The organism is Sphingobium sp. GW456-12-10-14-TSB1 (genome assembly GCF_059424385.1).
In genome coordinates, this window is record NZ_JBWKZI010000001.1 from 994,464 (window position 1) to 1,019,304 (window position 24,841).

The 24,841-nt window shown below is 65.6% G+C and carries 26 protein-coding genes; 6 read left to right on the plus strand and 20 right to left on the minus strand.

Annotated elements, in window-relative coordinates; all coding sequences use genetic code 11:
- Positions 1–126 precede the first annotated feature (126 nt).
- The 6 genes from AC07X9_RS04840 (at position 127) to AC07X9_RS04865 (ending at position 4,141) form a co-directional block, all read left to right on the plus strand.
- The gene (locus AC07X9_RS04840; RefSeq protein ID WP_048578303.1) at positions 127–1,059 is read left to right on the plus strand and encodes a 1-phosphofructokinase family hexose kinase; all 933 of its coding nucleotides are present in this window, start codon (positions 127–129) and stop codon (positions 1,057–1,059) included.
- 191 nt (positions 1,060–1,250) lie between these two features.
- On the plus strand, positions 1,251–1,409 hold the full coding sequence (locus tag AC07X9_RS04845) for a hypothetical protein (protein WP_158500997.1): 159 nt from the start codon (positions 1,251–1,253) through the stop codon (positions 1,407–1,409).
- Positions 1,410–1,526: 117 nt separating this feature from the next.
- Positions 1,527–2,405 (plus strand): LuxR family transcriptional regulator, encoded by an 879-nt coding sequence (locus AC07X9_RS04850; RefSeq protein ID WP_202408155.1) that lies wholly within the window; start codon positions 1,527–1,529, stop codon positions 2,403–2,405.
- A gap of 267 nt (positions 2,406–2,672) precedes the next feature.
- Positions 2,673–2,918, plus strand: coding sequence for a type II toxin-antitoxin system TacA family antitoxin (locus tag AC07X9_RS04855; RefSeq protein WP_237449632.1), 246 nt, complete (start codon positions 2,673–2,675; stop codon positions 2,916–2,918).
- A complete protein-coding gene (locus AC07X9_RS04860; protein WP_048577672.1) occupies positions 2,915–3,442 on the plus strand; it encodes a hypothetical protein in 528 nt (175 codons plus the stop codon). The genes AC07X9_RS04855 and AC07X9_RS04860 overlap by 4 nt, the downstream gene beginning before the upstream one ends.
- Before the next feature lie 243 nt (positions 3,443–3,685).
- Positions 3,686–4,141, plus strand: coding sequence for a hypothetical protein (locus tag AC07X9_RS04865; protein WP_048577673.1), 456 nt, complete (start codon positions 3,686–3,688; stop codon positions 4,139–4,141).
- Here AC07X9_RS04865 and AC07X9_RS04870 read toward each other — a convergent pair.
- The 20 genes from AC07X9_RS04870 to AC07X9_RS04965 all read right to left on the minus strand — a co-directional run bounded on the left by AC07X9_RS04870 (position 4,128) and on the right by AC07X9_RS04965 (position 24,828).
- Entirely contained in the window at positions 4,128–7,898 is a 3,771-nt protein-coding gene (locus AC07X9_RS04870; protein ID WP_086485611.1) for a conjugal transfer protein TraG N-terminal domain-containing protein, read from the minus strand. The genes AC07X9_RS04865 and AC07X9_RS04870 overlap by 14 nt on opposite strands.
- A gap of 14 nt (positions 7,899–7,912) precedes the next feature.
- A complete protein-coding gene (locus tag AC07X9_RS04875) occupies positions 7,913–9,337 on the minus strand; it encodes a conjugal transfer protein TraH (protein ID WP_086485612.1) in 1,425 nt (474 codons plus the stop codon).
- Between the two features lie 45 nt (positions 9,338–9,382).
- Positions 9,383–9,967 carry a thioredoxin domain-containing protein gene (locus AC07X9_RS04880; protein WP_086485613.1) on the minus strand — a complete coding sequence of 195 codons (585 nt, stop codon included), beginning with the start codon at positions 9,965–9,967 and terminating at the stop codon, positions 9,383–9,385.
- The gene (locus AC07X9_RS04885; RefSeq protein ID WP_140159567.1) at positions 9,964–10,842 is read right to left on the minus strand and encodes a conjugal transfer protein TraF; all 879 of its coding nucleotides are present in this window, start codon (positions 10,840–10,842) and stop codon (positions 9,964–9,966) included. Before AC07X9_RS04885 ends, AC07X9_RS04880 begins: the two co-directional genes overlap by 4 nt.
- Positions 10,839–11,438, minus strand: coding sequence for a S26 family signal peptidase (locus AC07X9_RS04890; protein WP_086485614.1), 600 nt, complete (start codon positions 11,436–11,438; stop codon positions 10,839–10,841). The genes AC07X9_RS04885 and AC07X9_RS04890 overlap by 4 nt, the downstream gene beginning before the upstream one ends.
- Positions 11,410–12,237, minus strand: coding sequence for a type-F conjugative transfer system pilin assembly protein TrbC (locus AC07X9_RS04895; RefSeq protein WP_286866159.1), 828 nt, complete (start codon positions 12,235–12,237; stop codon positions 11,410–11,412). The genes AC07X9_RS04890 and AC07X9_RS04895 overlap by 29 nt, the downstream gene beginning before the upstream one ends.
- 22 nt (positions 12,238–12,259) lie before the next feature.
- A complete protein-coding gene (gene traN / locus AC07X9_RS04900) occupies positions 12,260–13,375 on the minus strand; it encodes a conjugal transfer protein TraN (protein ID WP_086485616.1) in 1,116 nt (371 codons plus the stop codon).
- Positions 13,372–15,309, minus strand: coding sequence for a hypothetical protein (locus tag AC07X9_RS04905; protein ID WP_086485617.1), 1,938 nt, complete (start codon positions 15,307–15,309; stop codon positions 13,372–13,374). The genes traN and AC07X9_RS04905 overlap by 4 nt, the downstream gene beginning before the upstream one ends.
- Positions 15,310–15,628: 319 nt before the next feature.
- Positions 15,629–16,645, minus strand: coding sequence for a TraU family protein (locus AC07X9_RS04910; protein WP_086485618.1), 1,017 nt, complete (start codon positions 16,643–16,645; stop codon positions 15,629–15,631).
- The gene (locus AC07X9_RS04915; RefSeq protein ID WP_254908046.1) at positions 16,642–17,301 is read right to left on the minus strand and encodes a conjugal transfer protein TraW; all 660 of its coding nucleotides are present in this window, start codon (positions 17,299–17,301) and stop codon (positions 16,642–16,644) included. The genes AC07X9_RS04910 and AC07X9_RS04915 overlap by 4 nt, the downstream gene beginning before the upstream one ends.
- Positions 17,291–17,527 (minus strand): hypothetical protein, encoded by a 237-nt coding sequence (locus AC07X9_RS04920; RefSeq protein ID WP_086485949.1) that lies wholly within the window; start codon positions 17,525–17,527, stop codon positions 17,291–17,293. Before AC07X9_RS04920 ends, AC07X9_RS04915 begins: the two co-directional genes overlap by 11 nt.
- Positions 17,524–17,931, minus strand: a complete 408-nt coding sequence (locus AC07X9_RS04925) for a hypothetical protein (protein WP_086485619.1) — start codon at positions 17,929–17,931, stop codon at positions 17,524–17,526. Before AC07X9_RS04925 ends, AC07X9_RS04920 begins: the two co-directional genes overlap by 4 nt.
- On the minus strand, positions 17,928–18,254 hold the full coding sequence (locus AC07X9_RS04930) for a hypothetical protein (protein ID WP_086485620.1): 327 nt from the start codon (positions 18,252–18,254) through the stop codon (positions 17,928–17,930). Before AC07X9_RS04930 ends, AC07X9_RS04925 begins: the two co-directional genes overlap by 4 nt.
- The gene (locus tag AC07X9_RS04935; protein ID WP_086485621.1) at positions 18,251–20,773 is read right to left on the minus strand and encodes a TraC family protein; all 2,523 of its coding nucleotides are present in this window, start codon (positions 20,771–20,773) and stop codon (positions 18,251–18,253) included. The genes AC07X9_RS04930 and AC07X9_RS04935 overlap by 4 nt, the downstream gene beginning before the upstream one ends.
- Positions 20,770–21,363 carry a TraV family lipoprotein gene (locus AC07X9_RS04940; RefSeq protein WP_086485622.1) on the minus strand — a complete coding sequence of 198 codons (594 nt, stop codon included), beginning with the start codon at positions 21,361–21,363 and terminating at the stop codon, positions 20,770–20,772. Before AC07X9_RS04940 ends, AC07X9_RS04935 begins: the two co-directional genes overlap by 4 nt.
- A gap of 35 nt (positions 21,364–21,398) precedes the next feature.
- A complete protein-coding gene (locus AC07X9_RS04945) occupies positions 21,399–22,724 on the minus strand; it encodes a TraB/VirB10 family protein (RefSeq protein ID WP_086485623.1) in 1,326 nt (441 codons plus the stop codon).
- Complete coding sequence (locus AC07X9_RS04950) at positions 22,721–23,479, minus strand: type-F conjugative transfer system secretin TraK (RefSeq protein ID WP_086485624.1); 759 nt, start codon at positions 23,477–23,479, stop codon at positions 22,721–22,723. Before AC07X9_RS04950 ends, AC07X9_RS04945 begins: the two co-directional genes overlap by 4 nt.
- Positions 23,463–24,101 carry a TraE/TraK family type IV conjugative transfer system protein gene (locus AC07X9_RS04955; RefSeq protein WP_086485625.1) on the minus strand — a complete coding sequence of 213 codons (639 nt, stop codon included), beginning with the start codon at positions 24,099–24,101 and terminating at the stop codon, positions 23,463–23,465. The genes AC07X9_RS04950 and AC07X9_RS04955 overlap by 17 nt, the downstream gene beginning before the upstream one ends.
- 9 nt (positions 24,102–24,110) lie before the next feature.
- Positions 24,111–24,377, minus strand: a complete 267-nt coding sequence (locus AC07X9_RS04960; protein ID WP_086485626.1) for a type IV conjugative transfer system protein TraL — start codon at positions 24,375–24,377, stop codon at positions 24,111–24,113.
- A gap of 133 nt (positions 24,378–24,510) precedes the next feature.
- A complete protein-coding gene (locus AC07X9_RS04965) occupies positions 24,511–24,828 on the minus strand; it encodes a hypothetical protein (protein ID WP_086485627.1) in 318 nt (105 codons plus the stop codon).
- Between the last annotated feature and the right edge of the window lie 13 nt (positions 24,829–24,841).

Here is a 24,841-nt window from a genome sequence, read left to right on the forward strand (position 1 = left end):
GTACTGGCCGAGCACATCGCGCTGACCGCGACGTCGTCGATCCTCGATCACATCCGCGAATATGGGCCGGTTGAATTGGGGATATTGCGGATAGACCGGAATGCGGCCGGCCCGCTCAATGGCAGAATGACGAACATTGCCACCCTGACGCTGAACCCCACGATCGACGTCGCCTACGAAGTCGATCGCATGTTCCACACGCGCAAGATGCGGACAAAATCCGAGTTTTACAGCCCAGGCGGTGGCGGCATCAACGTCGCCCGGGTCTTCGTCCGCCTCGGCGGCAATGCTCGAAACTATTATATGGCGGGTGGCGCAACGGGCGATGCGCTCGACGGCCTGCTCGACCTTCATCAGCTTGTTCGCAATCGCATCACCATCGCGGGCCACACCCGCGTTGCATCTGCCGTGCTGGAGATCGAAAGCGGCAAGGAATTCCGCTTCGTCCCGCCCGGCCCGACAATCCAGCCTGTCGAATGGCAGGCGTGTCTTGCCCAGCTTGAAAACGCGCAGTGCAAATTCATGGTCCTAAGCGGTTCGCTACCCCGGGGTATGCCCGGTGACTTCTACGGTCAGGTCGCGGCGCTGATGCACCGACGCAATATCCCGGTTGTGCTCGACAGTTCAGGGCCCGGTCTCAAGGGTGGCCTTCAGGAAGGCCGCATCTTTCTCGTAAAACCCAGCATCGGCGAGTTGCGGCAATTCACCGGCCAGAAACTCGCGACACCCGACGAGATCGCCAATGCCGCAATGGAAATCGTTCGATCGGGACAAGCCGCGCATGTCGCCGTGACCATGGGCCATGACGGCGCAATCCTTGCCACTGCCACCGGACAGCTTTTTCTGCCGGCCGCCTCCATAGAGGCGAAAAGTGCGGTTGGCGCCGGTGACAGTTTCCTCTCCGCCATGCTCTTTGCGATCTCGATCGGCTGGGATACGGCCGAAGCGTTCCGCTTCGGAATTGCTGCTGGCGCTGCCGCCGTGATGAGCCCGGGTCACGATCTCGCCAGACCAGACAATATCCAGCACCTATACCAGCAGGTTACGCCAATACCCTGAGTGTTGCGGCAAATCGGCCATCTGAGATTCATCGCGCCCGAATCATGCGCAAGCTCGACGCTAGTTCGATCGCGAGCCTGGTTGCGACGGCGATAGCGCTAGGCGGCGCGCAACAGACCCTGGTGCGTAGAATCCCGCATTGCTGGAAAAAGGCCGGTCGGTCAGTCAACCTCTTACGCCAAAGAGACTGAATGATGACCGACAATACTCCCAACGGGGCGAACATGAACGTCCGCGCGCCCTTCCCGATTGCTCATCCAGAGGCGGCGAGGATACTGCTTTTTCTGCCGCACATGCAGGCCGCCATAATCACGGCCGCTCTGGAGCAGCAGCAGGCCCCTCAAATCTAGCAAAGGATCCATCCTTTATGAATATTAGCACGACCGGCCTCGATTCGGCTAAAAATTGCTTTTCAAGCTCACGCGATCAGAAAAGTTGTCGTCCGCAAGACGCTAAGACAACCGCAGATGCGTCCCTTCTTCGAGAAGTTTCCGCCTAGTCTGGTCGGAGCGGAAGCCTGCGACTGGACGAAGATCTGCGCCGGCGAGGAGGAGAAACCCGTGTATGTCGGACCCCGCCTGCTTGAAGCGCTATCCCGTCTCAACATGGCATCGTCGACCGAGGCACTGCGCGACGGACTGGCTGATGCCGCCAGGCAAATGGGCTTTCCCTATATCGCGCTGGTCCAACACGGCGGTCTGCCGCGGCTGGTCGAGTGCTCGATGGTGGTCACCAACTATCCGGCGAAGTTCGTCCAATCCTACATCGCAAACCACTATTATGTTATCGACCCGGTCTATGAAGTGAGCCAGCTTCTCGATCGGCCGTTCGGCTGGGAGGAGATCAGCAACGTCGTCGAGCTTGCCGATCACCAGCATGCCCTTTTCAAGGAAGCGGGGCGCTACGGGATCGTTCACGGCGTCACCGTGCCGCTACACATCCCGAGCGAGTCCTACGCGTCATGCACCTTCGCCCGCCCGGAACCGATCGAGATCACGCCATCGCTGATGACCACGCTCCAGATCATCGCCGGCTTCGCGTTCAGGGCGGGCCTCTATCTCCATCACGCCATGCACGACCGCAATGTTCCCCGGCTTACGCGCCGCGAGGCAGAATGCACGGCGCTGATCGCGCTCGGCAAGACCGATTGGGAGATCGGCCAGATCCTCGGGATCGCCCAAACCACGGTTCGGTATTTCATAACGAGAGCGAAGCAACGCTACGGCGTCTTCAGGCGCTCGGAGCTGGTCGCGCGCGCGATCATCGATGCTCAGGTCATCCGTGATGGCCAGGACAGGGATAGCAAGGTGCCCGAGAGCGCCGACGACAAGCCGGAGCGTGGATAGCTCACATCGCGTTGCGGGAGCGGACGATGCGCCAGATACGGCTTGGACCATTTTGCGGCGAGCAGCGCGGAAGGGTGGAGGTTGGTTGAGGCGGTGGAGTAGAATCGGAAAGGTGGTGAGTGGGGAAGCGCGTTAACGCCCCCAAGCGCCCCGGTGCTCTTTCAAAGCGTACACTGCTTGACGAACGGCAGCGGAAGGGTGTACCAATTGAAGCTGTACGAGTGGAGGCACACAATGCCGCGAGCAGTAGTGGAAGACAACAGACGCATGAGCCTGCGGATTCGGCCGGAGCAAAAGGCTTTGCTTGCCCGGGCGGCTGCGCTCAAGCATACCGATCTCACGACCTTTGTCACACGTTCGGCGCTGCGCGAGGCCGAGAACGTGATCGAAGAGTCGGAGCGGACGAAACTGAGCGAGAGAGACAGCCTGCTCGTTCTTGATCTGCTCGAGAACCCGCCGCCGGTGAATGCGAAACTGCGCGCTGCCATCGCCGCGATGCCGAAGTTGGCATGACGCTTCCTTCATGGCACGAGGAAGCGATTTCGAAAGCGCATGACCGGACTTCATTCGACTGCGGCGACAATGATCTGAACGTCTACTTGCAGCGTTATGCGCGGCAAAGCCACGAGGCAGGCGGGGCGAAGACGTTCCTCGCCATCGACGACACCGACAGCAAGACGGTTCTCGGCTTTTACAGCATCGCTCCGGGCAGCATGGATCATGCGGATACGCCAGAACTGGCGAGGCGAGGACTCGCCAGGCATGAGGTGCCGGGCTTCCGGCTCGCGCGGCTAGCAACGGATCTGCGTGTGCAGGGGCAAGGGCTCGGGGGTCAGCTCCTGGGCGCGATCGGGCGCAGATGCATTCGCGTCGCGACCGAGGTCGGCGGGGTTATGCTGATCATCGACGCCAAAAACGAGCGCGCCGCGGACTGGTATGCCGGCTACGGCGCTATTCCGCTGCACGACAAACCGCTGACGCTCATATTGCCCTTTGCGACACTCGAACGTGAATTGAGAGCTGCAGGCCAGTTCTAGGCGTTCAGGGCGCGATGCGCCGTGCAATGTCGTTTGTCTTCGACGTGAGCTCCACACCGGGGTCACTCGCGCGACCATATCCACATCGGAACCCGAAGGCTGAGGCGCGCTCCAGATCGGCTTGCAGAGAACAGAATCAGCGGGGTCAAACCAGTGTTCCAGTGCGATTTGCCGCACGAAACCGGCTATGAATGATGGAACAATGACAAGATCTCTGCTATAGTCGGCTGCGAGGAACTATCGATGAATACCGCAGCCGACATGCCCCCAACCGATCCTGCAGCGCCGCGGCTGAGGCTAGCCGATTGGCTGTGGCGTCCGTGGTATGCAAAGGCGTGGTGGGCCACGATCCCGGTCTGGTGGATCGGCATGGCGGCGTCCACGAAGATCGCGCCGCTGGAGGCCTTCTACGACAGCGCGCCTGCCGGTTTTCTCAATGTGCTTTTCTTCCCGATGACTGCGCTCCTGGCGCTGGGTGTCGGTTACGCGCAGGATTGGCTGACGGCATTTGCGCCGCAGGGCGAGGGCGATCCTATATCCGATGAGGCGCGGGCTAGAATTGCCCGTCTGTGGGAAGAGCATGATCGCGCTATGGAAGATATCCGAGCCGGCAGCGATATCCACGATCCGCGCTCCGGGGCGCTATACATCGGCAATCCGATAAGCCCTAACAATGGCGCTCGTATCAGCGTTTTTTGAAGCTGCTGTCGCCATCGCCCGGGCTGCCCTCGATGTCCGTGGAGAATCTCCCGCCCTTCAGAACCGCGTTCTGTTCAACCGATGTGAGAGGGCCAGTAACGTCGAATGTCGCGCGCCCGGAATCCGCGTCCTGAAGGTAGCGGTTACGCATGCCATCCGGGCCAAGGATGCGATCTGACAGTTCGCGGGAGAAGGTTGCAGCCGGATCGCTGGACCGGGCCGCGGCACGTTCGGCGGCAGCAATTGCCTCTCGAACGTCGTAGTTCACGATATCCAGGCTCGACTGAGCATTCTCCGTTGAAATGCCAACATCACGGCTCTCGAACCCCAGACTTCCGCCGACACGTCCCGAGGTGGAACGGCCCTTCTGGGTGGTCGGCGTTTGGCTCGATTGCTGTCCCTTGCCGGCCGGTTGTCCGCGGCCGCCAATAGCTTCGGATTCCTGAGAGTCGATACTCCCTCCGACATGAGCACCGACAGACGTACCAATCGTGACCTGATCCTGCGCCGAGCGCGACAGCCCCCGCTGCCATCCGGTCTGCGCGATGATCGCCTGGACGTCCCTGGTGAGCGTATCTGCTACCTGCGGATTGAGCCGCCAGTTGCCGTGCCGGTCCATCTCGAACCCGCCGCGCAGCCAGTTCTGCATCATGGCCTGGCCCTGTTCGCCGCTGCTCAGGAAATGCTCGATCGTGTCGGGCCCGGCCTGTTTGCCCGCCTCGAAACGCGTACTGGTGTCGTTGCGCGCCGACTGTTGGAACCCGACCGAGCTCGATACCAGCACATCGTTGTCGGCGAACGAAAATCGCGCACGCCCGCCATTGGCGATCGCACCGAGCTGGCTCTCGTTGATCAGACCACCGCGCCACATCTGCGCTGCGGTCTCCGGCGTCAGATTGAGGCTCAGGTCACCATTTTGCGCCATGGCGATCTGGCGCTTGGACATCTGCACGCCATGCTCGCCCAGCAGTTGCTGCATGCGGGTCAGGCGCTCATTGTCGACAATGCGGGTCAGGCGCTCGTTGCGCGCGCGATCGGCGATCCCGGCCGCGCCGCCTTCGGCCATATCGACCTGATTACCAGCGCCCTGGCTCAAGGTGCGGATGAAGCTGTCGAGCCGCGCCGCCTGCCGGACCGACATGCCCGCGGCCGCCGCGCCCTCTGCGAACCCGGCATTGTCGGCTTGCCGTCGCTGTTCGCCGATCCGAGCGGCCGACCGCGTGCCATCGTGGCCGACCTCGCGCTGCGCATCGAGTTTGCCCGACCGCTCGGCGAAATCGTAGCCAGCCGCCTCGCGCGTGCGCCCATAGACGCTGGTCCCCTCGCGCGCCGCCTCGGCGGTAGCGCCGTCGGCGGTGCCGACCTGCACGGCGGCATTATAGGTTTCGAGCGCGCGCATGACCTGCGCCTCGTTGCGCCCCGTTGAGCGCGAGAGTTGGGTGATGGCGGAGGAGCGGGCTTCGCCCGAGAGCGCATTGATGAAGGCGATGCGGCGCGAGGTTTCCTGCACGCCGAGGCCGAGCATCGATGCGGCATTGCGCTGGCCCTCATTGCTGCCGGTGCGATGGGCCTGTTCGGTCGCGACATTGCCGCGCTCGATCCGCGCCACATTGTCGCCCGCGAAATCGCGCCGGCCTTCCATCGCCCCGACCTGGACCTGGGCGGCGGTTAGGTCGTTCCTCAGCATCTGCTCCTGATCGAAGGTGTTGGCGATGAGCTTGGCGAAGGTCGGATCGGCCGACGCCTGCGCGATCACCGTCGAGGCCTTCAGCGCCGCGTCCTTCTGGTCATAGCCGTTCCGCTCGAAGTGCCGCTGCGCGCCGGACATCATCATGTCGTAGGCGCGCGTATCGCCGAACGCCTTCCACTGGACCATCCGTTGCGTAAAGGCGGCGAACGCGCTTTCGCCCGCCTGGCCTTGCCCGAAATAGCCCGTGCCGAGCGTGCGCAGCGCATCCTTCTCTGCGAAGTTGTGGATTGCTGTCGTCGCTGCATTGTCGCGCACGGCACGAACGGTCTCGGGATCGGTCAGGCTGCGTCCAGTGAGGGCAGGCGAGAGCCCGCCGAGCTCGCGTGCGGCGTCGAGCTTGCCCATGCCGAAGGCGGCCGTGCCGTTCGCTCCGCCGCCATGCTCAGCGAGCACGCGGCTTGCGGCGCCGAACGCGCGATTGGCCCCGAAGGTCGAGCGCTCCCCGAAGTCCCCGAAGTTCGACGCGGCACCGCGCCGCGCCATGGTGCCGGCCGCCGTGGCTTGCGCCTCGAGCGCACCGGCATAGCCCTCACTGGTCGCGAGCGGCGCGGCGGCCGCGGTGCCCTGGCCCTGGACACCGAGGGCTCCGCTGGTGAACGAGGTGAACACATTGCCCGAGAAGCGGAACACCGTGAACACGAAGGCGCCGGCAAGCCCCGCCGCAGCCGTGCGGAAGCTGCCGAAGATGGCGAGCGCCTTCATCGCGGACGATGGCGCGAGCATCCAGGCGTTGGCCGCGACATTGTTCGCGCGCATCTCGGCCAGCACATCGGTCGCCCGGCCGAGCGTGAGCTGATAGATCCCGGCATCGATCACGCCCCATAGCGCGACGAACACGAACAGGCCGAGCGCGAAGGAGGCCACGCGCAGGTTGATCGGGGTCAGGATGAACAGCAGCGCGATCGGCATCATGAACAGCATGATTCCGAAGACCGTGGCCCGGATCGTGGGCATCCATTCATTGGCCGTCGACATGGTGGCGAGGCCGGATGAAACCACCGCGCGATTGGCCATGACGCGCGCGGCGGTTGCCGGACTGTCCTCGAACAGCACGTCGCCGACGGTGCTGCCGAGCATCACGTTCGTCAGGAACTGCTGGAGCGACTGGGGAGCATCCATCATCATCTGGCCGAGTTCGCCGATATTGGCGCGGCAGCGCTGAAGCTGGGTGGCATTGGCGATGTCGTATCCGGTGCGCGTGCAGACCTGCGCGACATAATTGTCGAACAGCGCGGGCTCGGAAAGCCGGGTCGAGATATGCTCCCAGGCTTCGGTGCAGCTCACCGTCGTGCCGCCCTTGTCGGTGGAGGTGAACACCGTGCTGAAGGTTGCCGGTCCCGCCATGCCTGCGAAGGCCGCGGGCAGATCGGTCGCGGTTCGGAACAGCATGTCGTCGTCAACGCCGTAGGCGGGCGAGACACGTGCCACCGGATAGCATTGACGCACATAATCCTTGATCGTCGCATCGAGGAAGGTGTCGGTCATCGGGCCGCGCGGGGATGCCGCATTGAGGAAGAGATCGAACGTGTGGCCGCCCGCGCCGAACTCGAGCTTGGCGTGGGGATCGGTCGTATTGTCGTCGATCACCTCGGCGAGCGCGCGCTCCATCATGTTGGTGACGCCCGCCACGAGCACGATGAGATTGGGTACATCGCCCACCGGCTGATAGGCGTTGCGGACGCGGTCATAGACATGGACGGTGCCCGTGGTCGCGACCATGCCGACGAACAGGCCGACGCCGATCAGCATCTGGAAACCGAACCCGACCAACCCCATGCCCGAGCCACGGATGCTGGCGAGCAGCACGCCGAGACCGATGCCGACCACCGCAACGATCAGCACCAGCGTCTCGTAGCGCGGATCGCCGAAGATCATCGACACCAGGCGGAAGGCGTCCACGGTCTCCGCAAAGCCGTCATAGGTATGGAAGCTGGTGTCGATCGCGAGCGCGGGCGTCGCCGCGAAGAGAGCGATCAGGACCGACAGGGCGCGAAGGATACGGATCATGGCGCGGCCCTCGCTCAGCGGTTGCGGTTAGCGGCGGCGCCGGCGGCGTCGCGCGCATCACGGTCGCGCTGGCGAACGACGCCGGCATAGTTCGCCGAGAGGTTCGCCTGGTTGAGCGCGGCCATATAGGACTGACGCATCTGCGCGCGCTGGCGCAGCACTTCGTCTCGAAGGCCCCCGAGCTGCTCGATCCCCTTGGAGAGGATACGAGTCTGGCAGACCTTGGCATTGCCCGCGTCGCTTGCGCCCGCCGCGCTCGCGCCGCGCTCGGCGTTGGACACGGCGAAATCGATGCTGCGCGTCAGATCGTTGAGCATCTGATAGGCGAGCGTCAGTGCGACCAGCTCATCGGTATCGCCGATCACGCTGTCGACCATGCCCTGCCGCACGCCCCATTCCAGCAGGCGGTAGATCGGCAGGGTGCGGACATTGGCGACGAACTGGCGCTCCTCGGGCGTCAACGCCGCGCGCGTCCGGATCTTCACCGCGATCGACTCCATCCGGCCGCGCGCGAGGATCAGCGCGCCCTTGCCGCTGCCATCGACCGAGCAGTCTGCCGATGTGGGCGGCACGGCGATGGCCCGGGTCTGGACCCGGCCTGTCAGGAAATCGTCGACGCTTTCGGTATCCTGGCGCGGACACGATGGAATCGCGCTGAACAACGGCACGCGGTCCATAGCGTCCCAGCGCATATAGACGTCGCCAACGCGGGCACGCATGACTCCCGCCCATTCAGACGCGCCGACCCGCGCCGCGGCATGGGCCAGCAGCGAGCCGGTCTTGAAGATCTCGGTCACTTCGGCAGGGCAGTTCTCGAGCGCGTCCTTCAAGTCCTCGGTCGGGTTGCCCTGGTTGGCCTGAATCTTCTCGCGGCTCTGCTGATAGCTTTTCGAGAAGCCTTCACGGACTGACTTGTAGCCGGTCATCTCCTCGATGATGCCGCTCATATTGTCGTCGCCCTTGGCGATCTGGACCATGCGGTTGGCGAGGCGGCAGTCGTTGACCTGGATCGAGTTCAGGAAGTTGGTGGCGGCTTCCATCTTCGAGATGATGTTGCCCATCTTCTCATCGAGCGTTTCGAGCAGATACTGGAAGGCGACCGCCGGCGCGGCCTGCAGGATGCTTTCAAGCTTTTGCACGAGATAGTCGGGATCGAGGAACGACATGCCGCCAAGGAACATGTCGATACCGCCGCAGCCCGCCCTGATCTTCGGCAGCGTCACGCTCATCAGATAGTCGTTGTGAACGTCGACCCGGCCCGACATGCCGCCCGCGGTGATGTAGCCGCGGGTCTGATCCTCGAAGCTGCCCGGCGACGTGTAGGTCACATTGTCGAACCATGACTCCGCCCAGCTTTGCGCGGAAGCGGGAGAGGTTGTGGCGAGGGTGGTGAGGAGAGGCAGCGCGAGCAGGGTCAGGCGGCGGCGCAGGGTAGCCATGACAAGCAACCTTCGTGGGAGGGGGCGAGGATCCGGCTCCCCATGTCAGTTCCTCGCCCGGTTGGATGAGGGAGGTGAGGCTACGCCCACGATCCCGGTGAATTTGGACATGCCGCGCACGCCGACCGACGGTTTCACACCGGTCAGCATCTTGGCGGCGAGATAGAGATTGCGTGCGAGGTTCGGTTCGTGATCGGTGCCGATGGCGACCGGAATGATGCGGTTGGCGTCCGACACCGGGCGCACCCACGCGACGGGATGGCCGACCCAGGGCAAGCCGAGCCGTCCGGATCGCAGCATCGCTTCCTGCGATCCGATCGTGCGGACCTTCCAGCCATAGCGTTGTCCGAGCGCACCGAGCCTGGTCCACAGGTCCGCGCAGGGAATGCAGCCCGGTGCCGTGCTCATCTCGACGATGAAGGCCGGTCCCTGGCCTTTCATGGTTCCCGCGAAATCGGGTGGCCAGTCGCGCGTCACCGGCACGCGGGCGAGCCATCCGCGCATCTCGGCTTCGGTCGCGACGGGATGGATCGCCGCGCGCATCGCCTGTTCGCGGGTCGGAGCCTGCGCCGACGCCGGGACAGCGCCCACGAGCAGGCCGGCCAGCGCCGAGGCCACGAGCCGCTTCACCGCTGCGGCTCCAGGCTCGCGCCGACCAGATCGCCGCCGAGCGCGCGGGGATCGGTGGCGGACACCGGCCCGGCCGAGAGGGCATCGAAAAAGCCGTCCTCTTCGCCGGCCCCGGTCAGGAACTGTTCGGGCCGGATATCGCCCGCGAGCAGCCGCACCGCCTGATAGGCCGTCTGAATGAGAGTGGGATAAGCCTCGACCCCGCTCGCGATCACCATGCGTTGCTGGCTGTTTCGGCGAATGACCATCGTCGTCGGCGTGATCTCGACCCCGAAACGCTGGGCCAGCTCGGGCCTGCGGTCGATGTCCATCAGGGTGACCTGCCAGCCCATCTCCTCCTGGAAGCGCTGGACGATCGGCCACTGGACGCGGCAATAGCCGCAGGTCGAGCGTGAAAACATGACCAGCGCGAACTCATTGGCGCGGCCGCGCAGATACTGGCGGCGGACCTGATCCTTTTGCGCGGAAAGCTGGTCGCGGGCCTCGCCGACCATCGGATTGGCGGACTTCGCGCTGAGTTCGGGATTCTGGAGCATGGCGATCTGGGTGACTCCCGCGAAGGCGCGCGCCTTGCGCCTCGCGAAATCCTGCAAGCGCCAGAAATCCGCGACCGCATCGACCGTCAGCACCGTCGCGGCGTAGTCGCGTTGCTGCTCGATCAGCTTCCTGATCTTCGGCGGCGTCCAGGTGGCGAGCTCCGCCATCGGCGGGATGGCCGGCTTCACCAGCGCGTCAGGATCGGGCTCCCCCTCTGCCGGCTTCGGCGGCGGCTGATACCACCAATAGCCGGTGCGGCCATCGCCCGACCCCTGGGCCAGCGCGGACGACGGGGCCAGCAGCAGCGCCGCGGCGAGGGCAAGGCGGACCCGGCTCACAGCAGCTTTTCCATGCGCCGGAGCCGCGCGATCGCGACCGGGCCGTAATAGCGGCTGTCGAACCCGCTCGCATGGCTCGAGCCGACATAGACCATGCCCGCCGGAATGGTCCTGATCATCGGCCGCCAGTGCTCGAGACGCTGACCGTTATGGCCGAAAGGCTTGCTCACTGCGAGCAGGGTCTCGTTGCAATAATACCAGCCATCCCATTCGCCCGGATGCATCGGCGAGGGCTTCTCGATCCAGTCGATGCGATCACCGGGCAGGCACAGCGCCATCTTGGTCACCTGGACGGGCTTGGGGCCGGCGAGCGGGTGCGACAGCGTGAACGACACGAAATCGCCGCGCCCGATCGGCCCCGGCGCATTGCGGACTGCCCATGCATCGATCGACGGGCTCATCACGATCGTCGCCTGCGGGATCGCCCACCAGGTCAGCAGCCCGATCGGCAGCACGATCCCGAACGCTTTCCAGAGCTGCCTGGGGCGCGGTGGCTGGCCGAGCCCGGAACTGCCGAGCGCCACCGCCGCTTTCAGCGGCAGAGCCTTGAGTCCCACCCAGGCCGATTTAGCAGCAGCGAAGGCGAGCTTCAGCATCGCGCACCTCCTGCTTGCCGCCGAGACGGCCATATTCTTCGAGAAGTCCGGAGAGCGCCGCGTCGCCGTAGACGACATGGACGGCGCGCGGGCTCTCGTCCTCGCGTTCGCAGTAAGGCAGCGCCGGATCGCCCGGGACCATGGCCAGCGCGGGAACACGGGCGACGCCATGCTGGCGGAAGATCAGCGGATCGACGATCAGCTGCACGTCACGCATCGCACAGGCCGGACCTTCGCAGCCGGGATCATGCCGCAATATCTCGGCCGAGAGCTTCGCCATCGGGGCGACCCTGGTGAGGCCGCCCGGCATGCCGCGAAAGGCGAGGATGCCGCGCGCCTTCTCGAGTTGTGCGGCATAGGTCCGCAGCGTCGTTACCGGCATGGACGACGAGACGAACAGGACCGGCACCCAGCCTTTGGCGCTCGGCGGCGCGGCGACGCCGAAGACCGCTTCCATGTCGGGCGCCTCGAGCCCGAGCGCGTGACCCAAACGCCGCGCCATCGCTTCGCGCTCGGCGGCCATGGCATCCTTGCCCTTGTCGAGCGCCGCCCGAGCGCGTGCATCCATGGCGGGCGATGGTGCGCGCTTGCGCAAGCCATCGAAGGCGCGGCGGCGGGTTTCTTCCGATGGCGTGGGTAGCGCGGTCGGACCGCGCGTTTGCGCTTCCTGCTTACGCGCCGCCGTGGCGCGTTCGAGCCGGTCAAGCGCGGCATCGCCTTCGGCTGCGGCGCGATCGCGCGCATTGTCCGGGCGCGGCGTGTCCTGCGCGAGCGCGGAGGCGGAAATCAGCATCGCCATCACGATGGCCAGAGGGCGCGCGCTATTGGCCGATAACCTGCATATAGGCATCGATCTTGTCCTTCATGTCGATCTGGATGTCGGCCTGGGCGCGGGCCTCGATCTCGGAATAATATTCGGAAAGGTCCATTTTGGAGAAATCCAGAGCCTGGAATTCCTCCGGCGTGAAGCCGCGGCAGTAGGGATTCTTGGGCGTGCCCCATCCGACGCGGTTGAAGCTCTTGAGTTGGGGCCGGCCCTGTTCCTGGATGATGCGACCAAGTTTGGTGTTGAAGCAGCAATGGCCCTTCGACTTCTGCACGCAGATGCCGAGAATCCTAGAGCTGCAATAAGTCCCCACTTCATGACACATGCCCGAACCCCGGAGCATGCCGACTTCCATGTCCTGCTGGTCACAGCCCGAGAGCAGGAAATCCATCATGAAGTTGATCGCCAGGCTGATCGCGATCGACGTCGGATCGATGCCCGCGATGATGGCGTTCGCGCCCGACGTCGCGGCCTGGCCCGCGGTCGCGCCGGCCTTGAACGCGCCATAGGCGGCCTTCATGCCGGTGAACACGCCCTTGGCGACCGCGATCTTGGTGCCGATCGACGAGATCGATCCGCCCATGCCGTCCTTGACGATCTTGCCTCTGTCCTTGCAGCAGTTCGAAAAGGTGGTTCTGAGACCAGCGGGTCGGCAGCGGGTCGCCCGGCCTGCAAAGATCTCGATGTTGCCGAGGCAATGGCCTTCGGCATCGACCGCACCGTCAGCGGGCGCGCCCGGATCATCGACAACGGGATCGTCCTCGATTCCCGTCCCGTCGCTGCCGGTGCAGGCATTGGGCGAGCACATCGGCGTGCCGCCGCCCACGGGGGTCAGGCATTGATGTTGCGATCCGAGCGGGCAGCTATAGGCGCCCTGCGCATCGGCGACGCACATCGTCTGCTGGGTCGGGCAAAGCCAGGCGTCGTCGGCCATGGCCGAGCAGCTCACGACCTCGCCGGGATCGCCGGCATCGCCATTGCCGTCGAGGTCGACCGCGCAGACAGGTTGCTGCGCCTGCGCCGGAGCGAACTGACCGGCGAGTAGAAACCCGCAGATGGCGAGCGCGATCAGGGCAACCTGCGTCGGCCAGAGGAGAGGACGCCAGATCATCGCACTTCTCCGGTGCAGACGAGATCGGCGCCGCCGAGACGGACAGTCTGCATCATCACGACTGCTTCGGGAAAATCGTCGAGACAGCCGCAGGCCGAGACGATCTCTTCGCCCGGACCGGCGGGGCAGATGTCACCGCCCGCGCTGCCGGTCTTGCAAGCGTAGTAGAATGTGTCCCAACCCGTGGGCGCGTTCTGTTTGGAGCTGACGACGCCATCCAATGCCACGCCGTCATTAGCCTTGGGCGCGCGTGTCTTGCAGACCGGCTCGCAGGCCGGGACCGTACCGCGATCGGGTAGCGCGAAGGGACGCGACGACGTCGTATAGCCGTCATCGGCGGTCTTCACCCGGTCGGCGAGCAGCGCCTCGGTCGAATGGTCGATGATATAGGCGCCGCGGCTGAGATCGGGCGGCGTCGGCGAGCCGAGATCGACGGCGCATTTGTAGCGGCGCTCGCGCTTGAAGAAATCGCGGGTCAGCCGGATCGTGCAGATCCCATTGCCGAACAGGCGCGTTTGCGGTAGCGGCGTGAGGCCGGTGCCGACGCCGTTCCTGACGGTCTGCACGCCGTCGACGGTCTCGCCATCGAGGCGGCAGGCGGAATCGGCGGCATAGCCCGAGCAGAGATCGACGAGGCGTTCGGAGACACCGCAGCTCGCATCGACCCGGACCTCGATATCGACCCAGCCCCAACGGCCGTCACCGCCGCCGCGCACGCGCACGCCGAGCGCCGCCGTTCCAGCGCGGAACCGTTCGGTGAGATCGATCGGCGTCAGGTTGACCGTTTCGGCATCGACGTTGCAGTCGCCCGAAGGCAGGGCGTCGCCCAGCCACGGCCGCTTGCCGGCATAGCCGACGACCTCGCCGTTGACGCGTGATTGCAGCCAGTCATTGGCGTCTTGCCGGACGATGCGGGCAGAGACGAGGCCGTCTGGCCTCAGAACCTGGAACGTCGCCGTGAATATGGGCGGTGCGGCCGAGCAATTGCCGTTGCCGCCAATCCGGTAGCGCCGGCAGTCGGTTCCGCAGCTCGTGACCGACTGGACTTGTCCGGAAACGCTGATGATGTCGTCATAGATCGCCGGCGCCAGCGTCACTTCCCGCTCGATCGTGCAGAGCCTCACCTGATCCGCCTTGCCGACGCCAGCGGGCGAGGCCTTGAGCGCCTGGAAGATGCTGCTCGAAGTCGACGCCGCAGAGGCGTCACCCTGGATCGCGGTCGGATTGGCGCGATAGGCGGTCTGGGGCAGCGACGGATTGGGCGTGCAGGCGGTGCTTTGCGCGCCGGTATAGCGGATCACCGGGCCGTCGATCGCGGCCTGCGCGACGCCGACGCGCGGATCGGCGGTGGTGAGCGCGCCGATCACCCCGCCACCCAGGTCCTTCAGCACCGAGGCCATATTGCCCCAGACCAGGTTCGCGCCGCAGCTGTTGTTGATGCAGTAGCAGCCGGCGAGATCGGTCAACCCGACCTCGGTGAGCTTGAGGTCGCCGCTCGAGGCGACATCCCATTTGAACGTCTTGCACTGGTTCCAGGTGCCGGGCTGGCAGGAAACAATGCCGTTGGCGCAGATGCCGGACACCGGCACGGGCAAGGTCAATGTCTGGTCGACGCTGCCGTCGAGATCCTTGTCGCGCGAAATGCGGAGCGTCCCGATGTCCCCCGTTCCGGCAGGCTGCGCGAGCAGTTCGAGCAGCGTCGCCGTCTTCTGGCACGCGATATTCGGGTTGAACGTCTTGCTGTTGTCGACGGTCGTGATCGGCTGCCCGGCAAGGCCCGGCGTCAGATAGTTCTCCTGGATCGCATCGCTGTCGGACGTCTTCGCGCGCGAGGCCTCGGCGGCGGCGCGGGCGCGATCCTCGACTGTCTGCGCCGAGGCCGACATTGGTAGAGTGGCGGTCGCCGCCAGCAGGAGGAGACAGCGCACTTTCATGGCTGCCTCGCCCGCGTGCCGCGTGAACCGCGCCGGAACCGGAACACGTCTCCCGCGCGGAATGCGCTGGATCCGGGCGAGAGTATCCGGAAGACGGCCTGGCCCTCGAAGGTGGTCAGCGCGGCCGCCACCGGCGCGGCATGAGGGGGGCCTGCCGCCCACGATGGGGGGCATTCGGCCGCGCTGACCATAGGTGGAGCGACGGCGGCAGGGGGCACCGCCGCCGCTCCGTCCGCGCGCCCGCTCACGGTGGGGAGCCTTCCGTGACGAGCGGGACAACCGCCCGTGCCGGATGCGCGGGATGGGGGAAGCGACCGGCTCATGGCGTGGAAATCCCCGCGCAGCAGATCGCTTTTTCGAAGAGCATGAACTGGGCGTTGTCCTTGCCCGGCGCATGCTTGCCGCTGGTCCAGAGCGCGCCGGGCCGGCCGATGTTGACGCACTTGCCGCCCTTGACGGGCTCCATGATCTGGAGCTTGTAGCGGCTCTTGGTCCAAATCGGCTGAGCCTTGAACGAGCAGCCGTCCTCGGAATGGATGGTGAGTGCGCCCAGGCGCCCCATCATGAATGTCGTGCGCGCCGCCAGCCCGGCCCAGGCCTCGACCCGGTCGCCCATATGGATGTCGCCGGCAACCGGATAGGTCGCGCCCCACGACCCCATGCACCAGAACAGGGGATCGATGGTCTTGCCCGCGGCGGCGGCGGCGCTGTCGGCCATGCAGGCAAGGCCTGCTGCCGGATTGCCGAACAGGATGCCCTCGGGCTGGATGATCGCGCCGAGCGTGCCCGACTGCCAGGTCGGCAGAACCTCGGTGATCATCGCGACATCGAAGCCGTCATCCTCGATGCACGGCAGGTCGGTGAACATGTCGAGCATCTTCCAGACCGGCGCGATGTAGTAATGCGCCTGCGCAAACAGCTTGGTGGTGTTGGTCCCGTCGGAGATCGACGACTGGCTGCCCTGGAGCTTGCCGCCGGTCGGCAGGAGGTCGACGCCGAGCGCCGTCATGCAGCCGGGCTCGGTGACGACGTCAACCATGCGGTTGGGTGTCCAGAAGCTGACCTTGACCCCGAACCAGAAGGTCGCGCCCTTGCGGCAGGCGCAGAGCGGCTTGGACGCCGACTGCGCGTCGAGCGCCTTGTCGAGCTTGTCGTAGCTGCCGACGCGCACGCCGCCGATGGTGATCGGGAAGATGCAATTCCACCTGACCTTGGTGATCGGATTGAACACCGTGTCCGAAGGGCATTTGGAAGCATGCGCGGGCGTGGTGGGCGCGAGCAGCGACAGCAGGATCGCGGCGGCTCCGACGCGCAGAGCGGATGCAAGGCGGGTCATTGGCCTCGCCCTCCCTTGGCTGACAGGTTGACTTCGGTGAGTTCGAGCTTTTGTCCGACCTGCCGCACAATGACGGGCGCGACCGTGAGGCCGAGCCGGTCCTTCACTCGTTCCTCGAGCATGAACAGCGCGCGGCTGTGGCGTTCGCCGAGCGACAGGGCATCGTCTTTTGGATCGCCGCCGCCGGTCAGGACGATCCAGTCGGTAAGCGTCGCCGTCTTCAGCGCCCAGGCGAGATCGCGGGGGTGAACGATGACGAGGCGCTGCGGCAGCGAGACATAGGTCAGCGGGTTGAAGGTGAAGCCCTTGGGATAGAGCAGCTTGCCGTCGGGCAGACGGATTTCCTGGTCGAGCGTGTAGAAAGGCACGACATGGCGCACACGATTCTCGCGCGCGGTGGCGAGAGTCGCACCCTTGAGCGCGCTCCATGCCGAACGCGGGCCGAACTTCGCCCTGATATCGGGCGGCTGCTGCGCGGCGCGGGCCTCGATCTCGGCCATCGCGTCGGGCTCGGCGATCGGCCAGGTGCGGCCGATGGTCGAGGTGTCGGCACGGGCGGACGACGCGATCAGCACCGCGCGGGCCAGGAGCCCGGCGATCGTCGCGGACTGGAAGGCGACGATGGGCCAGCGCTGGCGGGTGCGATCATCGGCCACGGCGGCGCTCCCTCCACGGCACGGGCGGCGTGCGGCTTTCGCCGCAGACCGCACAGATGAACGCCGAGAGGCCGAGCACGAGGGTCAGCCAGATGAGCGCCTGGTTGCCGCCGAGGTCCGGGGCCGACCACAGCACCAGCCCCGACTGCACGATCAGCAGCAGATGCGTGCCGACCAGCAGGCGGATCGAGGACGGACAGGGCGAGGCGGAGAAGATGCCGTTCATCGCCATCTCCGTGACCTTCGCGCGGCCATCCAATCGGGAAGCCGATCGAGAATGTGCGCGACGGCGAGCGCCAGCGCCGCGCCGGCGAGCCCGGCACAGGCGATCAGGGCGGCCATGAGCGGCGCGGGAACGCTGTCCGTGGCTGCACAGCAAGCAAGGCCCGCATAGGCCAGACTGGCGATCACCGGCCCGGTGAACGCCAGCAGGAGCTTGCACCGCCGCCAGCGGATGCGCTCCATGCCCAGGATCTGGATATAGGCATCGCGGACCGCCGCGAGCAGCTGGATCCGGCCGCTCAGTTCCTCCTGGCAGCGGAGCAGGTAGGCGTGCAGCGTTTCGTCGGGCCGGCGCTGAACGGCCGCCAGGGGATTGGTGTCTTGGGGCGGGAGCGGGTCGAGGATCATCGAGGCCTCCGCAATTTCGCGAGCAACCGGCTCACGGCACCGGTCAGCGCGATCATCAGCAATCCGGTCAGGAAGCAGCCAGCGCCGACCAGCGCAGCGCTGCGCAGGACGAGTCCGGTCGGCTGCTCGAGAACCAGCCCGGCGACGAGCACCAGCGATGCGATCATCACCGTTTCGATGACGACGAGGCGGAACCGCCAGCGCAGCGCATCGGCCTCGGCGCGCTTCGCCACGCGCGCCTCGACGATCCGTTCGAGGTCATTGTCGCCGTTCTCGACGAGCCGGAGCGGCAGCTGGTCGGGGGAGGCAAAACGCCGGCTCATGACCGCGCACCCCGCTTGAATGCGACGGCGCTGTCCGTCTGGCCCGCGTTTCCGAGGACCTCGGCGGGATCGACGCCGGCAAGATCGCAGACCGCCTCGAGCGGCGATCGGCCTCGGCGCACCAGCGCCTCGAAGGCCGCGACATCTTCGGGCGCCGAGGTGTTGATCCAGTAGGAGAAGGGATCGACGACGAGGCGTGCAATGCCGAGCCCGAGCGGCGAGTCGACGAACACCTCGCTGTAGTTGGGCTTGTTATTGCGGACCGATTTCAGGAGATCGAGAACGAAACCCGAATAGTCGAGGATCTTGTTCTCGACCGCCTTGTCGTAGGTCGAGCCCTGCAGCAGGAAGCGGGTGGCGGCGTTCTCGAGGATGACCTGGCCGGTGCCGCCGAACAGCATGAGGTCGTTCATGCTCTGGAGGACAATGCCGAAACTGCCGCGATATTTGCGGGCGCGGCGATACCCCTGGGAAAATGCCTCGGCGAGCCGTGACAGATCCTGCCCGTCGCTGCGCGTCATGAACTGCGCGGCTTCATCGCAGAGCACGAAGCGGGGCCGGTCACGCGCCGACAGGTAGAGTTCCTGGGTGACGGCGTTGACCACGACCATGATCACGACGTTGAACAGGTCGGGCATGGCCTTCAGGCGCTCGAGTTCGAGCACGACGAATTCGTCGCTCGAAATGTCGAAGGTCGAAGGCCCGTTGAAATAGTGGCCGTAAGCCCCGTCCGAACCGAAATCGCGCAGGTTGAAGGCGAGCTCGCGCGCGGTCGGCACCAGATGGTCCACGCGGTCGAGATCGGAGGCGGTGTTGGCGGGATAGGCTCCCAGCCATTCGCGCACCGCGTCGATCCCGGCTTCGGCCCGCCCGCTGTCGATCGCCCATTGCACCGCGGACTTGAGCAGGTTCCATTCCGAGGTGGTGACGCCCTTGCGGGTCGCGGCATTGGCCATTTCCGCGACGATCGACACGGCCATGCTGATCGCGGATTCGCGATCGTCGCCGTCGAGGGCCAAGCCCAGATCGAAGGGATTGAGGACGAGATGCTCTTCGCCGAGGTCGATGTAGCGGCCCGAGCAGAGCGAGCAGAGCTTGCGGTAGGAGCCCCCGATGTCGATGATGCGGATGAGCGCGTTCTGCGCGAAATATTGCTGGCAGAGGTTGTTGAGCAGGAAGCTCTTGCCCGCGCCGGACTCGGCCGAGACGATGAAGTTGTAATTGTTGATCCGAGGATCGAAGAGGTCGAGCGTGATAAGCTGACCCTTGCGGCCCGTGTAGAGCAGCGCCGGCCGGCCGCCGCCCCGGAAATCGGTCTGGATCGGCGACATCAGCACGCCCGCGCGCACCGGCACGCGGAAATCGCGCTGAAGCATGCGGACCGTGCGGCGCTCGGGATAGAGACCGAACGGCAGGCTCGCGGCGAGCAGGATCGGATTGAGGTAGCTTTCCTCCTGCACCATCCAGGGCAGCGGCTCGCTCTCCCAGAGGCGTTTGGCGCGCGCCGCCATCTCGCGGGCCTGGTGACGATCGCGGCCGAACACCCAGAGCGTCGGGATCACCGAGACGAAGCGGCTGTTGCCCACTTCGTCCAGGATCCACGAAATCTCCTCGATCTGCTTGCCGACCTCGACCGCGAAGCTGCCCGCGGCCTTCTGCGCCGAGAGGATCTGCGCGCGCTTGTGGATCTCGAATTGCGAATGGTCGAACAACACGTTCAGGGTGAAGAGGAACGGCCCGCCGATCTGGTCGCTGTCCTCGGCCGAGCCGCGCATGCCGCCGGTCAGGCGATTGGCGCGCTCGGCGGTAATCCGCTTGGGCGGCGACTTGGGGGTCAGGCAGCGCGCCACCTGGTTGCCGAGAAACACTTCCGGTCCGTCGAAAAGCAGCGCCGGTCCCGCGTCGATAATCTGGCGGCGCAAGGGGACATCGGCGGTCTGGGTGAACACGCCGGGCGCGGCGGCATGGACGCCGTTGAAGATGCGGCGATAGAAACTAACGATCTCGCCCGCCCCCATCGGCCGGATACCGAGCTTGGATAATTGCTCCTCGATCTGCCGGCGCAGATCGCTGTCCATCGGCGCCCTGGCCTTGACCGAGAGGAAAGTGCGGAAATTGCGGACCGGGATGCCGTGGAGCGCTTTCAGCCCCATGGTTCCCGCCTGGAGATAGTCGAAGGTCCGCCGCGCCGATGCCTGGATCAGCGGATCGGGGCGCGTCTTGAGATCGAGAAAGGCATCGAGAGCGCCTTCGACCAGCGGATCGGCGAAGCTCTGAAGCTGGAGGATCGTCCCTTCGGGAAAGTTGACATTGAGGAGCCCCAGCAACGCCTCATGCACATGCGCGAACAAATAGGCGGTGGGAACCAGCTCCCAGGCGTAGCCCCAGCCATCGTCGATGGTGAGGAAGGCCTGCTCTTCCTCGACCCAGGCGGCGAGCGGCAGATAGTCGGAATAGCTGTCGCGCTCGACGCTGCGGCGCAGCCGCGCGAGCGTCATGCCCGATTGGTAGCTGGTCATGGCCGCGGTCCCGTGTCGTTCTGGCCGTCGTCGGCACGATCCCTGACCTGTTCGAGCACGTTCGCGCGCGATGCCGGAGATACGGGCGTGACCAGATAGTCGCCCACAACCCATTGCGGGCGCTCGACCAAAGAATAGACATAGCGCGGCATGTAGAGCCGGTCGGGCCGCTGCCGATCGGCATAGGGCAGGATCAGGGTGCGTACCGTGCGCGGGGGCTTCAGCATCGGCGTGACTGGCTGCTCGATCAGGCCCTGCAGTTCGCGATATACGGAGTCACGATAGCCCGCGAACGCGCCCGACCCTGTCTTTGCGGTGCCTGCCTTGCCGGAACCGCGCGCGGGCTTGCCGTCCTTCAGCAGCTTCCTGTCGTTGGTGACGGCCGGATCGGACTTCGACGCCACGCCAGCCACGGCGTCGGCATAGGCCTTGTCGGGATGGATGCACTGGCCATGATCGTCGTTCTTGCAGCTGAACTTCTCGCTGTAGGGCGACATCACCGATCCCAGCGTCGCGCAGCCGCCGAGCAAGGGAAGCGTGAGGATCAATGCAGCGGCCCGGATCGCGCGGCCTCGCGGACGATGAAACATGGGACGTACTCCCCTGGTGTTTGCTGGCGGGCGCATCAGAATTTGCTCCCCGCGGTGGGCTTGATTTCGAGGCTGACGCCTTCCTGGATGACGACGACGACATCCTTGGCCGCGCCGACCTCGACGATGGGGCCGGCCTGGCGCGCGAGATCGAGATAGAAGTCTGTCAGCTTGTCCGACGAGCGCGACAGGCCGCCGGCGATGCCCGCCTGCGCCGCGTCGCCCGCATCCAGCGTGCGGACCGAGCCCAGCGCCGAGGTCGAGACATTGCCGACCGTGTTCTCGACCGTCTGCGCGACTCCGGTGATGGTGCCCGCGATAAAGGAGCGGGCCAGCGCCGCGCCGGCACGGGTGACGACCTTGCCGGAGAGGCCCTTCTTGCCGTCGGCATCGACGAAGAAGCCCTTGATCGGCTGATCGACCACCGAGCGTTCGTCGAAGTCGACGCAGGACAGCGAGACCAGCTGGACTTCGACCCGCTCCTTGGCGAGGCTGCCGGTGGCGTTGCCGATGACGAAGCAGCCGGAGAGGTTGGCCTTGACGTCATTGGGCAGCACGGCAGGCGCCTGGACACGCGCGATCAGCGGCTCGGGATTGTTGGTCGCGTCCCGGCTCGCCAGCGCGTCGATCCCGGTCAGCAGCCGCGCCTTCATGAAACCAGGCGGCAAATAGATCGTCCGGGCCTTTTTTTTAGCGCCCGCTGCCGCATCTCCGCCGCCGACCGGCGCGGTCGCCGCGCCGATCGCGCCCACTGTCTTTTCGACCGGCGGAGCAGGGGGTGCGGGCGGGGCCGCGGGAGGCGCCGGAGGAGCGGACGCCGATGGATCGATGTCGCCGGTCGCGGGCGGTTCGGGAAAGTCGGGAACCGCGCCGGGGATCGCCGGCGGCAGGTCGCCGTCGATCGCGCCCGCCGTGCCGGTCCCAGGCACGATCTTGCCTTCCTCGATCGCGGTCACGCGCTCGCCGAGCAGCGTCTGACCGTCGAGGATCTTCTTCAGGTCGCCGCGCAGCTTGATCTCGAGGCTGTCGCCGCGAAGTCCCGCACCCATGTCGAGATGCGAACTCGGCGGCGCGGCGGCTTCCTCGGCCTTGTCGCCGCTCGCCGAATAGAGGCCGAGCCCCAGCGCGCCGATCACGCCGGCGACGCCGAGCTGCTTCAAGCGCAGCTGCTGGCGCGCGCTCAGCGTCTGCCAGCGCGCCTTGAGATCGAGCAATGCCGGACCGCGCGAGGCGAGGTCGGGACGAACGCGTTCCTCCTGAAAACCGTCGAGGTCGAGTTCGCCGTCCCGGTCCTGAAGCGTGCGATCACCGCGACCGCCGCGATTGCCGGGGCTGCGATCATTGGGACCGGCGGGGCTCATTGTATGGTTCCCCGGCGCACGACGATCAGCCGGGCCGTCTCGCCCGCCGACAGAGTGCCGCGGTCGAGCGTGACCGCGAAGATATTGGCGCCGAGCGCGCTGTCGAGGAAGCTGCGTTCGTCGAGCAGCGTGTCGCTCGCCACCGACACCAGATACTCCGAGGCCGAGAGGCCCGAGCCGTCGACCTCAATGCGGCGCCGTTCCTCGATGCTGGCATCGGGGAGCAGCCCCAGGCGGAGCGGGCCCGAGCGCGGTGCGACGCTGGTGAAGCTCGCCGGTATCCGGTCCTGGAGCATCGAGAGCGTGATCGAGACCGCGCGTTCTTCCTCGACCAGCGGTCCGAGCAGTTCCTCGTTCGCCTGCGCGCGCTGGGCGCCCCCCGGCTGCAACGTCACCGTCTGCGCCGGAATGTCGGATGGTTCGGCGTAAAGCGCAAAGACCGCGCCGTTGCAGGTGATGAAGAATTCGGACGGGACCGTCACGAAAGTCCGCGTCACCGCACCGGCGTCGTCGATCTCGCGGACGAGAAACTTGATCCACGCGTCGCGTCCGGCTTTTTCGACGGCGATCGCCTTCTCGGCGGAGAACTTGACGTCCTCGATCTCGCCGCCCGCGCAGATCACATGATTGATGTCGCGGTTGGACAGGCGGATCGTGCTGGTCTGGTCGGGCAGCGCGACGATGGTCTGCGCCATGACGGGCAGCGGCATCAGGGCGAGGCCGAGCGCCAGCAGCCGCTTAGCGGGGCTGTGCATCAAACTTCTCCTCATTGAGGGCGGTCAGCCAGAAGCGGCCGTTGTCGATCACGTATCGGATCCGCAGATTGCCCCGGAACTTGCGGATCACGCCGCCGATCACGCGCACCTTTTCGACGGGAACGAGGATCTCGGTCCTGGTCCAGGTCACCGGCTGATCGGGGCGGATATAAGTCGCGATCGAGAGTGTCGGATTGTCGGCCAGCTCGTCGAGCAGGCGGTTGAGACTGTCGCGCACGCTATTGTAGGTCGAGGGGTGGACGATCGAGAGCAGCTCCTGGAACTGCCGGTCCGCCGAGTAAGCCGAATAGGTGCCCGACAGCGACACCACGTTGCGCGTAATCGTGCGCAGGTATGCCTCGGACGGCTCGCTGCCGGTCACATAGAGGTCGCCGCCGCTGCCGAACGGCACGACCACGGTGCGGGTGTTCTGGTTCGAGGTGTAGATGAGCGTGCCGAGCACGGCGGTAATGCCGAACAGGCCGATCACGGCGAGCTTCAGCAGCCGGTTCTCCTCGAACAGGTTGCTCGCGCCCTGCAGGTAGCGGTGCATGCCGAAGCTTGCGGGCTTGCCGAGCAGGGGGTCGCGTGGAGGCGCGTCGGGGGATTTGCGTCCGAACATCGCTTGGACTCACTCGAAGAAGCGGGTCTGCGTCGGACCCGGATAGTTGCGAAAGCTGACGAGGCCCCAGCGCCAGGCCATGTGCGGGATGAACCCGCGCGGCTTGGTGCGAAGCCAGGGGACGAAAAGGAGAAGACCCGCAACGAGCGCCCAACCGAGCATCCCGCCGAGGACTACGGCGACGAAGATGACGGTGATCACCAGCACGAATTCGTCCGATCCGAACCACAGGATCTGGACCGGCTTGTGCAGATATTGGGGTAGCCGCTCGTTCATGAGCCTTCTCCTCCTTGCGTCGTGACTTCCCTTCCGAAGCCGGTTGAACTTCGTGGGCTGTCTCGCCATCGCGCCTGTGCGCGCTGGCCCGTTGAGGCCCGCGGTCCGCGTGGGCGGACCACGGACCGAACCGTCAGATGACCATCCCGAAGGTCTGGAGGATCGAGTCCGCCTTGATCAGGCAGACCGCCGCGACGATCGTCGGGATGCCGATCATGATGTTCGAGAACAGCCTGCTCACGCCGAACAGGAAGGCGGCGACGCCGCCGACGAAGCCGAGCGGGCCTTTGACGCCCTGGTTCACGACGATATCGTAGATGTCGTAGCCGAGGTCACCCGCGGCCGGCGCGGAGAAGGCGTGAGCCCCACCGGCGCCGAGCAGCGCGAGCGCGGTCAAAGGGATGCCGACATTGGCGAGCGAGACGGTCTGCCGACCGATGGTCCTCAACATGCATTTGCTCCTG

What these genes read in the sequence shown, in the direction of transcription:
- AC07X9_RS04955 (WP_086485625.1), bottom strand. Translation starts at nt 24,101, where the DNA reads ATGTTCGGACGCAAATCCCCCGACGCGCCTCCACGCGACCCCCTGCTC.
- AC07X9_RS04940 (WP_086485622.1), bottom strand. Translation starts at nt 21,363, where the DNA reads ATGTTTCATCGTCCGCGAGGCCGCGCGATCCGGGCCGCTGCATTGATC.
- AC07X9_RS04840 (WP_048578303.1), top strand. Translation starts at nt 127, where the DNA reads ATGACGAACATTGCCACCCTGACGCTGAACCCCACGATCGACGTCGCC.
- AC07X9_RS04890 (WP_086485614.1), bottom strand. Translation starts at nt 11,438, where the DNA reads ATGCTGAAGCTCGCCTTCGCTGCTGCTAAATCGGCCTGGGTGGGACTC.
- traN (WP_086485616.1), bottom strand. Translation starts at nt 13,375, where the DNA reads ATGATCTGGCGTCCTCTCCTCTGGCCGACGCAGGTTGCCCTGATCGCG.
- AC07X9_RS04920 (WP_086485949.1), bottom strand. Translation starts at nt 17,527, where the DNA reads ATGAACGGCATCTTCTCCGCCTCGCCCTGTCCGTCCTCGATCCGCCTG.
- AC07X9_RS04960 (WP_086485626.1), bottom strand. Translation starts at nt 24,377, where the DNA reads ATGAACGAGCGGCTACCCCAATATCTGCACAAGCCGGTCCAGATCCTG.
- AC07X9_RS04950 (WP_086485624.1), bottom strand. Translation starts at nt 23,479, where the DNA reads ATGCACAGCCCCGCTAAGCGGCTGCTGGCGCTCGGCCTCGCCCTGATG.
- AC07X9_RS04865 (WP_048577673.1), top strand. Translation starts at nt 3,686, where the DNA reads ATGAATACCGCAGCCGACATGCCCCCAACCGATCCTGCAGCGCCGCGG.
- AC07X9_RS04925 (WP_086485619.1), bottom strand. Translation starts at nt 17,931, where the DNA reads ATGATCCTCGACCCGCTCCCGCCCCAAGACACCAATCCCCTGGCGGCC.
- AC07X9_RS04910 (WP_086485618.1), bottom strand. Translation starts at nt 16,645, where the DNA reads ATGACCCGCCTTGCATCCGCTCTGCGCGTCGGAGCCGCCGCGATCCTG.
- AC07X9_RS04945 (WP_086485623.1), bottom strand. Translation starts at nt 22,724, where the DNA reads ATGAGCCCCGCCGGTCCCAATGATCGCAGCCCCGGCAATCGCGGCGGT.
- AC07X9_RS04870 (WP_086485611.1), bottom strand. Translation starts at nt 7,898, where the DNA reads ATGATCCGTATCCTTCGCGCCCTGTCGGTCCTGATCGCTCTCTTCGCG.
- AC07X9_RS04845 (WP_158500997.1), top strand. Translation starts at nt 1,251, where the DNA reads ATGATGACCGACAATACTCCCAACGGGGCGAACATGAACGTCCGCGCG.
- AC07X9_RS04875 (WP_086485612.1), bottom strand. Translation starts at nt 9,337, where the DNA reads ATGGCTACCCTGCGCCGCCGCCTGACCCTGCTCGCGCTGCCTCTCCTC.
- AC07X9_RS04860 (WP_048577672.1), top strand. Translation starts at nt 2,915, where the DNA reads ATGACGCTTCCTTCATGGCACGAGGAAGCGATTTCGAAAGCGCATGAC.
- AC07X9_RS04895 (WP_286866159.1), bottom strand. Translation starts at nt 12,237, where the DNA reads ATGGCGATGCTGATTTCCGCCTCCGCGCTCGCGCAGGACACGCCGCGC.
- AC07X9_RS04850 (WP_202408155.1), top strand. Translation starts at nt 1,527, where the DNA reads ATGCGTCCCTTCTTCGAGAAGTTTCCGCCTAGTCTGGTCGGAGCGGAA.
- AC07X9_RS04930 (WP_086485620.1), bottom strand. Translation starts at nt 18,254, where the DNA reads ATGAGCCGGCGTTTTGCCTCCCCCGACCAGCTGCCGCTCCGGCTCGTC.
- AC07X9_RS04905 (WP_086485617.1), bottom strand. Translation starts at nt 15,309, where the DNA reads ATGAAAGTGCGCTGTCTCCTCCTGCTGGCGGCGACCGCCACTCTACCA.
- AC07X9_RS04935 (WP_086485621.1), bottom strand. Translation starts at nt 20,773, where the DNA reads ATGACCAGCTACCAATCGGGCATGACGCTCGCGCGGCTGCGCCGCAGC.
- AC07X9_RS04855 (WP_237449632.1), top strand. Translation starts at nt 2,673, where the DNA reads ATGAGCCTGCGGATTCGGCCGGAGCAAAAGGCTTTGCTTGCCCGGGCG.
- AC07X9_RS04965 (WP_086485627.1), bottom strand. Translation starts at nt 24,828, where the DNA reads ATGTTGAGGACCATCGGTCGGCAGACCGTCTCGCTCGCCAATGTCGGC.